12 protein-coding genes are annotated in these 14,741 nt (G+C 55.4%); 2 read left to right on the forward strand and 10 right to left on the reverse strand.

What is annotated here, in order from left to right; all coding sequences use genetic code 11:
* Nucleotides 1-32 precede the first annotated feature (32 nt).
* From pssA to trxC, 4 genes are all read right to left on the reverse strand, one after another.
* Nucleotides 33-1,388 (reverse strand): CDP-diacylglycerol--serine O-phosphatidyltransferase, encoded by a 1,356-nt coding sequence (gene pssA / locus GC090_RS04905; RefSeq protein WP_006120692.1) that lies wholly within the window; start codon nt 1,386-1,388, stop codon nt 33-35.
* 99 nt (nt 1,389-1,487) lie between these two features.
* Nucleotides 1,488-4,163: a bifunctional acetate--CoA ligase family protein/GNAT family N-acetyltransferase gene (locus tag GC090_RS04915; RefSeq protein WP_164482513.1), complete on the reverse strand. Its 2,676-nt coding sequence runs from the start codon at nt 4,161-4,163 to the stop codon at nt 1,488-1,490.
* Between the two features lie 140 nt (nt 4,164-4,303).
* Complete coding sequence (locus GC090_RS04920) at nt 4,304-4,984, reverse strand: tRNA-uridine aminocarboxypropyltransferase (protein ID WP_033739452.1); 681 nt, start codon at nt 4,982-4,984, stop codon at nt 4,304-4,306.
* An 82-nt stretch (nt 4,985-5,066) separates the two neighbouring features.
* Nucleotides 5,067-5,486, reverse strand: a complete 420-nt coding sequence (gene trxC / locus GC090_RS04925) for a thioredoxin TrxC (protein WP_039340125.1) — start codon at nt 5,484-5,486, stop codon at nt 5,067-5,069.
* Between the two features lie 160 nt (nt 5,487-5,646).
* Here trxC and GC090_RS04930 point away from each other — a divergent pair, with 160 nt between their 5' ends.
* A complete protein-coding gene (locus tag GC090_RS04930; RefSeq protein WP_006120689.1) occupies nt 5,647-6,762 on the forward strand; it encodes a tRNA/rRNA methyltransferase in 1,116 nt (371 codons plus the stop codon).
* 66 nt (nt 6,763-6,828) lie between these two features.
* Here GC090_RS04930 and GC090_RS04935 read toward each other — a convergent pair whose 3' ends face one another.
* On the reverse strand, nt 6,829-7,221 hold the full coding sequence (locus GC090_RS04935) for a winged helix-turn-helix transcriptional regulator (RefSeq protein WP_324020983.1): 393 nt from the start codon (nt 7,219-7,221) through the stop codon (nt 6,829-6,831).
* A gap of 111 nt (nt 7,222-7,332) precedes the next feature.
* Between GC090_RS04935 and GC090_RS04940 the strand changes: the two genes are divergently transcribed.
* Entirely contained in the window at nt 7,333-8,382 is a 1,050-nt protein-coding gene (locus GC090_RS04940; protein ID WP_033739450.1) for an NAD(P)-dependent alcohol dehydrogenase, read from the forward strand.
* A gap of 58 nt (nt 8,383-8,440) precedes the next feature.
* Here GC090_RS04940 and emrB read toward each other — a convergent pair whose 3' ends face one another.
* From emrB to nrdF, 5 genes are all read right to left on the reverse strand, one after another.
* Entirely contained in the window at nt 8,441-9,976 is a 1,536-nt protein-coding gene (emrB, locus tag GC090_RS04945) for a multidrug efflux MFS transporter permease subunit EmrB (RefSeq protein ID WP_039340119.1), read from the reverse strand.
* A 16-nt stretch (nt 9,977-9,992) separates the two neighbouring features.
* On the reverse strand, nt 9,993-11,165 hold the full coding sequence (emrA, locus tag GC090_RS04950; RefSeq protein ID WP_033739448.1) for a multidrug efflux MFS transporter periplasmic adaptor subunit EmrA: 1,173 nt from the start codon (nt 11,163-11,165) through the stop codon (nt 9,993-9,995).
* A 148-nt stretch (nt 11,166-11,313) separates the two neighbouring features.
* Nucleotides 11,314-11,844 (reverse strand): transcriptional repressor MprA, encoded by a 531-nt coding sequence (mprA, locus tag GC090_RS04955; RefSeq protein WP_033739447.1) that lies wholly within the window; start codon nt 11,842-11,844, stop codon nt 11,314-11,316.
* 286 nt (nt 11,845-12,130) lie between these two features.
* Entirely contained in the window at nt 12,131-13,315 is a 1,185-nt protein-coding gene (locus tag GC090_RS04960) for an MFS transporter (RefSeq protein WP_324020986.1), read from the reverse strand.
* 456 nt (nt 13,316-13,771) lie between these two features.
* On the reverse strand, nt 13,772-14,731 hold the full coding sequence (gene nrdF / locus GC090_RS04965) for a class 1b ribonucleoside-diphosphate reductase subunit beta (protein ID WP_006120682.1): 960 nt from the start codon (nt 14,729-14,731) through the stop codon (nt 13,772-13,774).
* Nucleotides 14,732-14,741: the final 10 nt, after the last annotated feature.

A 14,741-nucleotide genomic window follows, 5' to 3' on the forward strand; every position in this document is an offset into this window, starting at 1 on the left:
ATGCCGCAGTCAGTCTGCGGCATGCTGAAAAACTAGAGGATACGACTGATCAGGCGGTCAATACGGATACGACGCAGGCGTCGAATCAGTTTACGGACTTTAGCCGGGTAGTCAGCAATACTTTCCAGCTCACGGAAATGCTTAACCACAGTGGTATGTTGGCGGATCAGCATCAGTTCGTGCTGGCGCTGATCGGCCAGTTGCTGATGCGGATCGTGGATCAGTACCGCATTTTCCAGATCCAGCCGCCAGGCGCGCGGATTCAGGTTGTTGCCTGTAATAAGCTGCCATTCATCATCGACCCACATCCCTTTCAGGTGATAGCTGTTCTCACCCTCTTTCCATAAGCGCACGATCAGCTGTCCGTTACTGACGTAATACTGCAGGCGACTCAAAAAGCGACGCAGATTAATTTCGTAGAGATAGGGCAGTGCACCGATGATCTTGAACGGCTCATCGGGTGCAATATAGAAGTCATTCGCCGTCTTATCACCCACAATGATCTCGACATCTTTGCCCTGACGTAACAGGGAAATGATATTGCGCACCAGCAAGGCGGGCAGGTTGAAATAGGGGGTGCAGATAGTGAGTTTTTTCTCTGCGCAGGGCATCAGATGGAAAATGGTCTTGTTCAGCAGGCTGTGTTTACCTAAGCCCACTAAAGGCGTTACGGCCAGCTCATCGTTGCCAGCGTTGCCTTCAAACTGATAGTTAAAACCGCGCAGGTCCTGACGAAACTGCCGGGTTTCGTTTTTAATTTCCGGGCTGGAAGGCCGCTCTGCATAGTCCAGACGATTCACCGCCTCCGCCTCTTTCAAATGGTGATTAATCCATTCGAACATGGTGTCAGCCAGGGCGGGGTTACGGATGAGCTGATAGCGGTCGTAGCGGTATTTATCATGCTGGTGCAGGTAGACGTCATTAATGCTGGCACCGCTGTAAAGCAGCATGTCATCAATGATGAAACCTTTCAGGTGCAGTACGCCCAGCGCTTCACGCGTATTCACCGGGATGCCGTACACCGGAATCACGCTGTCGGGATGTTGCTGGGCCATCTCACAATACCAGTCGGCGTTAGTGACGCCGCGCGCGGCACCAATGCGCCCGCGCTGGGCGCGGTGCCAGTCAACTAAAATACTGATATCCAGCTGTGGACGCGCGATTTTTGCCGCATAAAGTGCGTTCATGACGGCGCGGCCCGCATCGTCATTTTCCAGATAAAGGGCGACGATACAAATGCGCGATTGCGCTGACGCAATCTTTTCCAAAAGCGTCTCACGGAATTCGCCAGGCGAATAAAGCGTCGACACATCCGCAACAGATTGTGACAGTTTAGGCAGCTGTGCGAGGTGTTGTTGGTGTTTATTGCGCTTAAATTTAGACAACATCACAGTGCACTTCTTCTCGGTTCATTGTATGGCCTTTTGCCACCAAATCAGGGTCATAACGCTAAATAATAACATCAACCCGAGCTGACCGGGCGATTTTTACTTTTCTGTACACGGTAAATTGACATTATCCTGTAACAAAAGCTTAAGGCTGACGATACCATCGTCCATCTGCACATCCACGTTAAAATTGAGTTTTTTCGCCAGCGTGACCATGCCACGGTTGCCCGGCATGGTGATGCCGTTCAGTTGTTGCAGGCCATGGGCGCGGGTGTAACGAATCATTTTTTCGAGTAACCGCCGCCCCATTCCCAGACCTTTCAGATCGGAACGTACCAGCACGGAGAACTCTGCATCAATGTTGTCGGCATCCGAAATGGCGCGGGTGACGCCGATGATCTCCGGCTGTCCCTGGTGCTGACGCACCGCGACGATCGCCATTTCCCGGTCATAGTCGATCTGTGTCATATTGGCCAGATCGTCATGTGTGAATTCGTTAATTTCGCTGAAATAGCGGTAGTAGAGATCTTCTTTGGTTACCTGACTGATGAAGTCACGCAGCAGCGGTTCATCTTCAGGTAAGATCGGGCGGAACAGGCAATGCTGACCATCTTTCAGCTCCACCTCCTCTTCCAGGTGCTGAGGATAAGGACGAATCGCCAGGCGGGTTTCGCTGTCGCCGTCAAAGGGGGCCAACGACAGGGTGACGTCCAGCAGCGTGAAATCACTGCCCGCCGCCAACAGCGGATGAATATCCAGGCGCGCTATTTCCGGGCAATCCACCACCAGGTTAGACACCTGTACCAGTAACTGGCTCAGCGCGGCAACATCAAGAGGGATGAGCGCACTGCGGCTGCGGATCTTACCGCCTTTTATCGCCTGTATGACCAGATAGCGCGCCAGCGTCATATTGAGCGGCGGCAACGCTACGGCAGCCTGTTTCTCAGCCTGCCATTCCACGCCACCTTCACCCAGCATGATGATCGGGCCAAACAGCGGATCCTGTTCCACGACTATGCGCAGCTCCTGTGCTCCGGCACGATTTGCCATGCTCTGCACGACCAGCCCTTCGATTCGGGCGCTGGGTAACGTCTGTTTTACGCGGTCGATAATGGCGTCTGCCGCGCGCCGCACTTCAGCAGCATTGCGCAGATACAGCATCACGCCCTGGACGTCGGATTTATGCGCCACGTCCGGGGAGCGCAGTTTTAGCGCAACCGGGTAACCGATTTGTTCGGCAATGGTGACCGCATCATCGCTGTCTTTCGCAATCCAGGTGGGCAGAGTGGCCAGTCCGTAGGCTTTGAGCACCGGCTGCACCTCATGCGTATCCAGCGATAACACACCCTGATTTAATGCCTGAGATAAGATCTGGTGCGCCTGCGCACTGTCCTGAGTCAGACTGGCCGGCAGCGCGGGGGTTTCCCGCAGTAACTTCTGATTACGCCGGTATTCCACCTGGTGCATAAAGGCAGTAACGGTACCTTCCGGCGTGCGCCAGGTAGGAATGCCCGCCTGCGTAAAAGCCCGGCGCGCCGCCTGAGAAGAGTATTCCCCGCACCAGTTCGTCAACAGCGTAAGCTGTTTACCGCGCGGATGTTGTTGCACCAGCTGAATAATTTTCTCTGCGGTTTCGGTGGCGGGGGCAACGGCACTGGGGGCATGAATCAGCATCAACGCATCTAAATCATGGCTGTCGAGCAGCACGCTAATACAGTCAAGATAACGCGCCGGTGTGGCATCGTCTTTTAAATCAAGCGGATTGCCATGTCCGACGCCCTCCGGCAGGACAGCATTGAGCTGCTGCACGGTCTCGTCGCTCAGCACGGCCAGCTTACCGTTGCGGGCATAGAGTTCATCCAGCGCCAGTGCGGCGGGCGCGGCACCATTGCTGACGATCATCAGGCGATGACCACGCGGCGGGCGCATATGGCTTAAGGATTCCACTGCGGTAAACAGCTCGTGGGTATCCTGTACCCGCAGTAACCCCGCGCGCTGAATGGCGGCATCCCAGGCGGCATCCAGACCACTGTGCGTTCCCAGCAACGCCTGTGCCTGACGGCTGCGCCCACTTTTGATGATCAGGATGGGCTTATTACGTGAGGCGCTTCGCGAAGCCGAGACAAAACGGCGTGCATCACTAAGATGTTCAAGATAAAGCAGAATCGCGCTGGTTTTGCCATCGCGGGCAAGAAAATCCAGCAGGTCATCCACGTCGGTATCCAAACTGTCTCCCAGCGCGATAAACCAGGAGAAGCCCAGGTTACGCTGCTGTGCCCAGTCGAGAATGGTATTAGAGACGGCGGATGACTGCGAAATAAACGCAATGCGGCCCTTAGCAATGGGTACGGGCGAAAAGCTGGCATTCAGTCCCTGCCACGGTGCCAGCAGGCCCAGACTGTTAGGGCCGAGCAGGCGGATCTGCCAGCGGCTGGCGCACTGTTTTAATTCGGGAAGCTGGCTGGTGGGCGCAGAAAGAATGATGCAGGCTTTACAGCCTTTCTCGCCAAGCTGCTGCAGCAGTTCCAGATTCCTTTTGTGATGGGTGCAAATGACCGCCAAATCCGGGGCGAAAGGCAGACTGTGAATATCAGGCCAGGCCAGCACGCCGCTGACGGCTTTGTATTTTGGCGTAACCGGCAACACCGGTCCGCTAAAGCCGCCGGCCAGCAGGTTGCGCATCATGAAATAGCCTGCGCGTCCCGGTTTGATCGAGGCGCCGATAACCGCAATGGATTTCGGCCTTAACAGCGCTTCCAGTCCGCGTTGACTCATCACGTACTCCATTCATCAGGATTTAGGTGATTGTAAACGTATTTGCCCCGTTTTACCGCCGGGCAGATCGCAGGCTGAAGAAGGGCGTACATCAGCGCGCCCGGGACACTATTCGTCACGCATGTACGTGACCGCTAACGTTATCGGTTCTGACCGGGATGGTGCGGTTTACCGGCCAGGTAAGCCTGGCGAAACTGCTCAAAATGCCGGGATAAAGCCTGCGCTGCGTCGCTGTCGCCCGCCTGTTGCAGTAATGCCGCTGCAATTTCTGCCGTACAGTGCTGGCCTTCGCCGTGTGCTTCACGCAGCGTGTAGCGGGAAGGGGACGTTACATTGAGCGACAGCACCGGGAAACGATCAAGCCAGGGGCTTTTGCGAAACATCTTCCGCGCCTCATTCCAGGTACCGTCCAGCATAATAAACAGCGGCGGTTTGCCCGACAGCGGCGGCGCGTGGAGAACCTCGCGACCGTCATCCGCATAGGAGGCAGGAAAAACCACCATCGGCTGATAAGCCCCATCGGCCACCGCCGCCAGTAACAGCGGATCGGGCTCCGTGCGTGACCAGCCAAAGGCCTGCGTATTTGGCAACACATCCGCAATCAACCGGCCGGTATTGCTTGGCTTCATCGGCTCGGTATCAAACATCACCAGGCAAAAGCGGCTCCGGGCGGACTGTGTAACGATGCTGTCGCACAGGCACTGTTTTTCCGGCAACAGACAGCCCTGACAGCGAAGCACACGATTTCCGCGGGCTAAAAAAGGACGCGTAGCACGGGCCAGACGTTGGCTGCGTAAACGTAAAACGGCGTTATCAGACATGATTCTTCAGGACAGGAAAAAGCGTAGTGTAATCGAAGCGTCGGACAAAAGGAAAAGGCCAGCAGATGCTGGCCTCAGGGACTTACAGGGATTCGTCGAGCCACTCATTAAAGGGGGCTTTCGGCATCGCGCCGTTCAGCACATCTACCATCTCGCCTTTTTTAAACACCATGATGGTCGGGATACTGCGAATGCGGAAACGGCTGCTCAGGGCGGGCTCGGCTTCGGTATTCACCTTCAGAAAGCGAACCTTACCGCTACGCTCCTGCGCGACGTCTTTATAAACGGGCGCAAAGTTGACACAAGGGCCGCACCAGGGTGCCCAAAAATCCACGACGACAGGCAGGTCATCCTGCAGATAGCTGTCCAGCGTGGCGGCAGTGGCGTTGATCACGTCACCCGAAAACAGGCTTTCGCCACAACGACCACATTTGGCACCATCGGCAAGCCGTTCTTCGGGAACGCGATTGGTTGCCTGACAAGACGTGCATACCGTATTCATAAAAAACCTCTGATAATGATGTAGAGCGCTTTGCTCAATATTGTCCATTATGAAAGGGTGATAAGATCCGCTCAATGTGGATTGCTCTATAGGTTCAATAGTTGATAGCTAAGCGCAGTCACATCAGGTAATCTTCGCGCTCTCAATGCAGGAGGAAGAAATGAACGACGAATTTAAAGGCAAAAGTGGTAAGGTCAAAGTCATGTATGTGCGTGGCGAAGATGAGCAAAGCGCGCGTGCGCCCAATCCTCGTACAGGCAAAGGTGGCCGTCCTGCTGCTCGCCGTGAAGACACTCGTCGTTCATCCGGCCCACGTACTGAGCGCAGTGAAGAAGGCGGACGCAGTACAGGTCGTCGCAGCGACAGCGCGCCACGCCGCAATGACAGTGCACCTCGCCGCAACGATCGCAGCAGCGATAACCGCGACGCTTACGGCAGCAGTGATTCGCCCTGGCGCACCGTTTCCCGTGCACCGGTCGATGAGCCCAAATCGGATAACCCGGGCATCAGCGGTAAAGGTGTCGTGGACGTAGAGCAGATCCGCCGCCAGCGCCTGGAAGAAACCCGGGTTTATGGCGAAAACGCCTGTCAGGCGCTGTTCCAGAGCCGTCCCGAAAGCATCGTGCGTGCCTGGTTTGTGCAGAGCGTTACGCCGCGTTTTCGCGACGCGCTGCGCTGGCTGGCAGCGAACCGTAAAGCCTACCACGTGGTAGATGACGCTGAGATCACCAAAGCCTCCGGCACCGAACACCATGGCGGTGTGTGCTTCCTGATTAAAAAGCGCATGGGCATGGATGTGGCGGCGTGGCTGGAGAAGGCCGAAAGCAAAGACTGCGTGCTGGCCCTTGAAGATGTCAGTAACCCACATAACCTTGGCGCTATCATGCGTAGCTGTGCACATTTCGGTGTGAAAGGGCTGCTGGTGAATGATGCCTCGTTGCTGGAATCCGGCGCGGCAGTTCGTACCGCGGAAGGCGGGGCGGAACACGTTCAGGCCATCAGCGGCACAACCTTTACGCAAGGCCTCGACGCGTTCCGTAAAGCGGGTTACACCATCGTAACCACATCCAGCCATCAGGGTACGCCGCTGTCTGAAGCCGAGCTGCCTGCCAAAATGGTCCTGGTGTTAGGGCAGGAACGTGAAGGCTTGTCCGACAGCACGTTCCAGCAGGGCGATATGAGCCTGTCAATTGGCGGCACCGGTAATGTGGAAAGTCTGAATGTGTCGGTCGCGACCGGTGTGCTGTTAGCCGAATGGTGGCGTCAGAACGCATAATCTGTGCGAGCAAAACGATGGCGCGGCCAAGGCGCCATCATGCTCTATGCCGTTCGTTACCGCGCTTTACTCTCCCTCAGGCTTTGATCGCTGATAATGCGCATCCATCTCATTAAGTACCCGTTGATTCTCCAGTCCCCATTGATAAAGCTGTTCCACCGGTTCCGCAAAGGTTCTGCCCAGCGCCGTTAACTGATATTCCACTTTAGGCGGCACCACGTCATAAACATGGCGGGAAATTAGTCCGCGTTGCTCCAGCTCTTTTAGCGTCTGAAACAACATCTTTTTCGATATTCCCTGCAGGCTTCGCTGCAGTTCCCCCGTGCGTGCGCGGCCACCTGGCCAGTGAAACAGCGCGTGCAGCACCATTGTGCTCCACTTCACCGAAAACAGATCCATCAGGCGGCGCGGTGGCGAATCCACATAAAAAACCAGTTTTCCGTCAACCCAGGCTGGCATAGTGTCCTTCCTTTCTATGGTCACCAAAAGGTGACTACTATCAATAATGAACCCATTTGAGTAGAGTTTGCCGCCTTCCGTTAAATAACGCCAGATACGATGAGAGGCACAATGAAAATCAATGCACTGATCGCCCACGATGCGACACAACCCCTGACGCCCGGCCAGATAGCGCTGCGTCCGCTTCAGCCCAGTGATGTCAGAATCGAAATTCTTTACTGTGGCGTTTGCCACTCCGATTTGCACATGGCCCGCAATGAGTGGGCGGTGAGCCACTATCCATTAGTACCCGGTCATGAAATTGTGGGCCGGGTTATTGAAACCGGCGGAAAGGCCAGCCGTTTTGCCCCCGGCGATCTTGTCGGTGTGGGCGTGATGGTGGATGCCTGCCGCACCTGTCGTTTTTGTCAGCAGCAGGAAGAGCAGTATTGCGAAGCCGGCTTCACCGCGACCTATAACGGCACAGATAAATATACCGGGGAGCGCACCCGGGGCGGTTATGCGGAACACGTTGTCGTCGATCAGGATTTTGTCGTATCGGTTCCTTCGCACTTGCCGCTGGCAGGCGTGGCCCCGCTATTGTGTGCGGGCGTCACTGTGTGGTCACCGCTCCGTCACTTTGATGTCAAAGCGGGCGACAAGGTTGGCGTCATTGGCCTGGGTGGGCTGGGGCACATGGCGGTAAAACTGGCGAGCGCACTGGGTGCGGACGTCACGCTGTTCACCACCTCTCCCGACAAAGCGGAAGATGCGCGCCGACTTGGTGCCCGTCATGTTGTGGTATCACGCCATGCAGCAGAGATGCAGGCCTGTCAGCAGTCGCTGGATCTGATCGTGGACTGCGTTGCCGCGCCTCACGATCTGGATCCCTATCTGGCCACGCTTAAAACCAATGGCCGTCTGGTGCTGGTGGGCATTCCCGACAGCCCGCACGCCTCACCGGATATCACGCCTATGGTATTCCGCCGTTTAAGCATCAGCGGCTCTTCTATTGGCAGCATCAAAGAAACGCAGGACATGCTGGACTTCTGCGGTGAGAACAATATTACGGCTGACATCGAGTTGATTCGCGGAGAGCAGACAGAAGAGGCATTTGCGCGGATGCTGAAAGGAGAAGTGAAATACCGGTTCGTGATTGATATAAAAGCGACGCGTTGGTAAGGACGTTCTGGCGTACCGGGCAGGTACGCCAGAACCGGCGAAGACAGTGCGGCAGCCGCTAGTGCGCGCCGCCGCCTCCACCGCCCGCGCCGAACGGTGGACGGGCAAACCAGATCAGGACCAGCAAGACGAGGAACACGCCCGCCGAGGCCCAGAAAATCTCATTGGCAGAGATAATCAGCCCCTGATTGGTAATCTGCTGGGCGATGTAGGCCGACGCCTGCTGATGCGACATGCCCATCCCTTCAAGCTGGCTGTACATCTGCTGCGCATTGATGTTGTACGGCGTCACTGATTCGGTGAGGTTGCTGTGGTGCATTGCCTCACGATCCGTCCACATTGTCGTGGTAATGGAAGTGCCAATCGAGCCCGCCAGCGTACGCACAAAGTTAGACAGGCTGGATGCCGCGGCCATGCGCTCCGGTGGCAGACCGGAAAGCGTGATTGTCGTCAATGGCATAAAGAAGCAGGCCACCGCGAAGCCCTGAATAAACTGAGGCCAGGCGGAGGCCGCAAAGTCCATCTCGGGCTCAAAGGTGTAAGCTCGCCAGTAAAAACAAATGGCATACATAATGAAGCTAAACGTTACCAGTTGCCGCATGTCTATCTTATGCGAGAAACGCCCAATAATCGGCGACAGGATAACCGGGATAATCCCCACCGGTGCCGACGCCAGCCCGGCCCAGGTTGCGGTATAGCCGTAGACCTCCTGCAACAACTGCGGCAACAGGACAATCGAGCCAAAATAGAGCATGTAGGCCAGGCTAATCGACAAACAGCCTATGGTGAAATTACGCGATTTGAACAGCGACAGATCGACTATCGGATGCTCATCCGTCAACTCCCATATCAGCAACATCACGAGCGCCACCACGGCAACAATGGTCAGAACGATGATTTCCGTCGAACTAAACCAGTCCAGCTCTTTACCCCGATCCAGCATGACCTGCAGCGAACCGACTCCGACAATCAGCAGGACCAGCCCGACGGTATCGATCGGTCGAATCTGTGTCTGTGTTTCACGACCACGCAGGGTTTGCAGCGTCAGCATAATGACGACAACCCCGATAGGAACGTTGATAAAGAAAATCCAGCCCCAGTGGTAGTTATCGCTGATCCAGCCGCCGAGGATCGGTCCACATATCGGGGCCACGATCACCGTCATCGCCCAGAGCGACAGGGCGATACTGCGCTTGGCCGGAGGATAGTTGTTCAGCAACAGGCTTTGCGACAGCGGAATCAACGGACCGGCCACGATCCCCTGAATGACGCGGAAGAAAATCAGCATCTCCAGGCTTTCTGACATACCGCAGGCCCAGGAGGCCAGCGCAAACAGGATAGTGGACCAGGTAAAGAGTTTGACTTCACCGATGCGCCTGGCGAGCCAGCCGGTAATCGGAATCGAGATAGCATTGGCCACCCCGAATGAGGTGATGACCCAGGTTCCCTGGGAGTTGGACGCCCCCAGGTTACCGGCAATCGTCGGAATCGCAACGTTCGCAATGGTAGAGTCCAGAACCTGCATGAACGTCGCCAGCGATAACGCAATGGTCATTAAGACCAGCGGCATCCCTTTAAGCGGTGTTTGTGCCATTACAGCCTCCGGCTCATCATCCGGCGTTCGCGTGGACGATATCGGTGATCAGCGTATTAACCGGTGCCAGGTCAATGGCCAGCGCGTTAGTGCTGTAAGCTGCCTGCTGACGTACGCTGGTTGCCAGTACGCTACCGTCTTTATTGTCGGTATCAATTTTGACCAACGTTGACAGGCCAATACGCAGTGGATGCTTCGCGACTTCGTCCTGGTTCAGCTCAATGCGCACTGGCAGGCGCTGAACGACTTTAATCCAGTTGCCCGTGGCGTTCTGTGCAGGTAACAGGGAAAACGCGCTGCCTGTGCCCATATCCAGCCCCACCACTTTGCCGTGATAGACCACATCGTCGCCGTAGATATCTGCCACAACGGTGGCCGGTTGACCAATACGCACGCCTGCCAGTTGGGTTTCTTTAAAGTTTGCATCCACCCACAAATCCGTCGCCGGGACGACAGCCATCAGCGGGGTACTGGTGCTGATTTGCGATCCGACCTGGACGCTACGACGCGAGACATAACCGTCCATCGGGCTGCGAATGTCGGTACGTTGCAGTGCCAGCCAGGCGTCACGCAGCTGCGCGGCGCTCTGTTTTACGGCAGGCTGGTTTTCCAGTGAGGTGTTCAGGATCATCGCCTGGTTGGCGTTGTATTGCTGAATCGCCACATCCAGCTCTGCTTTCGCCGAGGCCACGGCATCGCGCGCATGTTGCAGTTCTTCACGGCCAATCAGGTTGGACGCACCCAACGGTTCGCGGCGTTTCAGATCGGCCTGCGCCTGATCCAACGCCGTCTGACGGAGTGCAATGGTGGCCTGATACTGTTTCGCATTAATCATCTGTTGGTGCACCTGACGAACGCTGGTAGCCAGCTCCGTCTGCGCTTTTTCAAAGGCCTGCTGTGCGTCAGTTTTATCCAGCGACACCAGCACATCCCCTTTTTTGACATAGTCCGTATCGTCAAACCAGACTTTGTTCACGCTGCCTGATACCTGGGCCATGATCTGCACCTGATTACCCGCAACATAGGCATCATCCGTTTCCTGAAAATGACGCAACACTAAAAACCAGTATACGCCCCACGCAATGCCGAGCAGTACGACCACCAGCGCCAGTAAAATCAGTGCGCCTTTGCGCTTTTTCTTTTTGTTGTTCACAGGCTGATGCGGGCTTTGCGCCTCTGATGCACTCATGTATTTCTCCACGTTTTCCACTATGTCGGCGAGGTCAAGTCCGTTTTCGCCTTCGCCCGAGCCAAAAAAGCCAGCGACTAAGCGCTGGCCGGATGAAAGAGGGTTAAAATAACGATTTCGTCAGGTGATTGTGTCGCAGATCTTGCTATTACCGTGATAACGAGGCAGACAGTTTGTCTTCTTCCATTTTATCCAGTCGGGTAAGCAACTTACGGGTGATGCTTTCGAGCTGCGACTTTTCGTCAGCGGTCAGAGCGGACCACAGATATTGCAGGCTCTGATGCTGCGGCGGCAGAACCTGCTGCAGGAAGGCATTACCTTTGTCGGTCAGATGCAGATGCAGACAGCGGCGATCCTGCGCACTTTCACGGCGCTCAATCCAGCCGCGTTTTTCCAGCTCATCAGCGATGCGCGTGGCGTTGGTACGTGATGAACCCAGCGCGGTACTCAGTTCAGAAGGCTGAATGCTCTGATCTTCCTGCGCATCCAGGGTCAGCAATGCCATAAACAGGGTTTCATTGATGCCCTGTTCTTTCAGCATTTTATTACGATTATCCAGCAGCTTACCTTGCATATGCATGCAGAGTCGCGTCAGAAGAATCTCCTGAAAGGGGAAATCCGCATGACGATTGGCGCGGATGTTTAACATTTGCTCAATGGGAGTAAACGAACTTTCCATTAGAAAAAACCTCACTAATTTCAACTTTTATAGTAACCACGGCGACAGCATGACTGTTGAGTCACCGGACACAGAAGCGGTGTTCTCGGGCTGTTCCACTGTGGTGATTCAAGATCTGTCCTTGACCCCAGGGTGAAGGTGGTGCGCATCGATATCACAGGCGTTAGTCGTAGAGCGAAACGGTACGACATCAAATGATTTCGAAAGAAAAAATAACCGACGTGAATAACTTTGGGGCCAACCATAGCAAACTCACACTCGGCTGAACAGGCTAAATCACACTATTCTAGCTATTCGGTTGCTCTAAGCGGTGATTCCTCCACCAGACAAGTAAATTCAGTAACGTCAGTGTTGCACCGGCTGCGCAAACCCCATGCCAGCCGCCCAGATGATAGGCATTGGCAGACAGCAGCGAACCCAACGCACCGCCGATAAAGTAGCTGGTCATATAGCCGGCATTCAGGCGGTTACGGGCATCAGGCTGACGCGCGTAAATCACGCTCTGATTGGTGATATGCACGCCCTGTACCGCCAGATCCAGCAGCAAAATGCCGATAATCAGAGCCGCAAGATGCTGCGTGCCCCAGGCGGTCACGCTCCATGACAGCAGCATAATCAGCAAGCCCATGCTGGTGGTCAGTTTCGCTTTACCTTTGTCCGCCAGCGCCCCGGCTTTTCTGGCCGCCAGCGCGCCAGCGGCACCCACCAGCCCCAGTAAGCCGATCTCCCCTTCCGAATAACCGTAGGGCGCGGAAGAGAGCAGAAAGGCCATTGAGGTCCACAGGATGCTGAAATTGGCAAACGTCAGGCAACCGGTAAAGGCCCGGGTGCGCAGAACAGCGTCGGCCGCATACAGCCTGAAAATGGAAACCAGCAGCTGCGGATAATTTAACGAGACCGAGGGGGTAATACGCGGCAGCGCGCGCCACAGCGCCAGCGCCATCAACAGCATTAAGACGCTGGCGACCCAGTAGACGGTTTGCCAGCCGCCCAACTGAGCCAGGCCGCCCGCCACGGTGCGCGCCAGCAAAATACCCAACAGCAAGCCACTCATGACGGTGCCGGTCACTTTGCCCCGTGTTTCCGGGCGGGCCAGGGTGGCCGCCAGCGGTACCAGAATTTGCGCCGCGACAGAAAAGAGCCCGGTAAGTACCGTTCCCAGTAACAACACAGGAAAAGAGGAGGAAAGGGCAATGATCACCATACCAAGCGCCGCCAGCACCATCATGGCAACAATCAGTCCACGCCGTTCCAGCATATCGCCAAGTGGGACCAGCAACAGCAGACCGCAGGCATAGCCGAGTTGCGCGCTGGTCACGATAAACCCGGCGAATGCGACGGATAAGTGAAAGTGAAGGGCGATAGTATGCAGCAGAGGCTGAATATAATAATTACTGGCGACGCACAGTCCCGTGGCAACGGACATCAGTCCCACCAGCGCGGAAGATAAACCAGGGTGAGACGTTGTCATAGGTCGTCAGTAGCAAAGATGAATAATAATGTGGCGTTAATAATAACCTAAAAAATAATTTGATAGCTATGTTTATATGATAGTCGGGTAACAGTAAAGATCGACAGCCGTTTACGTCGGGTTTGTTGGTCGCGATTTCTCGGGTCGTGGCAGGCACAGACTTATCCCTCTGTCAGATTGGATCCGGGTACGGCGCCCCGTTTTGGCGTCGGAATAAACGGGTTTCTCAACGCCATGCCAAAGGCAGCGCGATGCTGAGAGCGGTCATTGCGTGAGCAGTGATCTCAGCCTGGTTAACCCTGGCAACGGCGGCCAAATCGTTACCGTCATTTATTGTGGCGCGATCGGCACCCGTTCCGCGGACGGAGAGGGAAGGTTCAGCGCGCTGTGAAAATGCCGCGCGCCTGTCCCTTCGCTAAGGGGAAACGTGCCGTTGACAGCACGGCACACAACGTCTTAAAAATTCCAGTCTTCGTCTTCGGTTTCGACCGCTTTCCCCATCACGTAAGACGATCCTGAGCCCGAGAAGAAATCATGGTTCTCATCCGCATTGGGTGACAGTGCCGCCAGAATGGCCGGATTGACCTGCGTCAGCTCCGCCGGGAACAGAGCCTCGTAGCCCAGATTCATCAACGCCTTATTGGCGTTGTAATGCAGGAAGGTTTTCACCTCGTCTGCCCAGCCTGTTTCGCCGTACAGCGCTTCCGTATAGGCCACTTCATTTTCATACAGCGCCAGCAGCAGATCGATGGCGAACTGCTGTAAGGCTTCGCGGCGGCCCTCATCGACCTGCTCAAGCGCTTTCTGGTATTTATAGCCGATATAGTAGCCGTGTACCGCCTCATCGCGGATGATTAAACGAATCAGATCCGCCGTATTGGTCAGCTTGCCGCGGCTGGACCAGTACATCGGCAGCCAGAAGCCCGAATAAAACAGAAACGACTCCAGAAAGACGCTGGCGATTTTTTTCTTTAACGGATCGTCAGCGCGGTAATGGGTCAGGATAATCCCGGCTTTATTTTGCAGGGCCTGGTTCTCTTCACTCCACTGGTACGCCGCATCCACATCGCTGGTATTGCATAAGGTCGAAAAAATCGAGCTGTAGGAGCGGGCATGCACCGCCTCCATAAAGCTGATATTCGACAGCACCGCCTCCTCATGCGGCGTCAGCGCGTCAGGCATTAACCCCGGTGCGCCCAGCACATTCTGAATGGTGTCCAGCAGCGTCAGGCCGGTAAAGACGCGAATGGTGAGCTGCTGTTGTGACTTGTCCAGCGTCTGCCAGGCCGGCAAATCATTGGACAGCGGGATTTTTTCCGGCAACCAGAAGTTGCTTGTCAGACGGTTCCAGACCTCAAGATCTTTCTCATCCTGAATCCGGTTCCAGTTAATCGCGTGAATATGTCGAAGTTGCATAACAGGTTTC

This window comes from Pantoea sp. JZ29 (genome assembly GCF_035190385.1).
Classification (GTDB): domain Bacteria; phylum Pseudomonadota; class Gammaproteobacteria; order Enterobacterales; family Enterobacteriaceae; genus Pantoea; species Pantoea stewartii.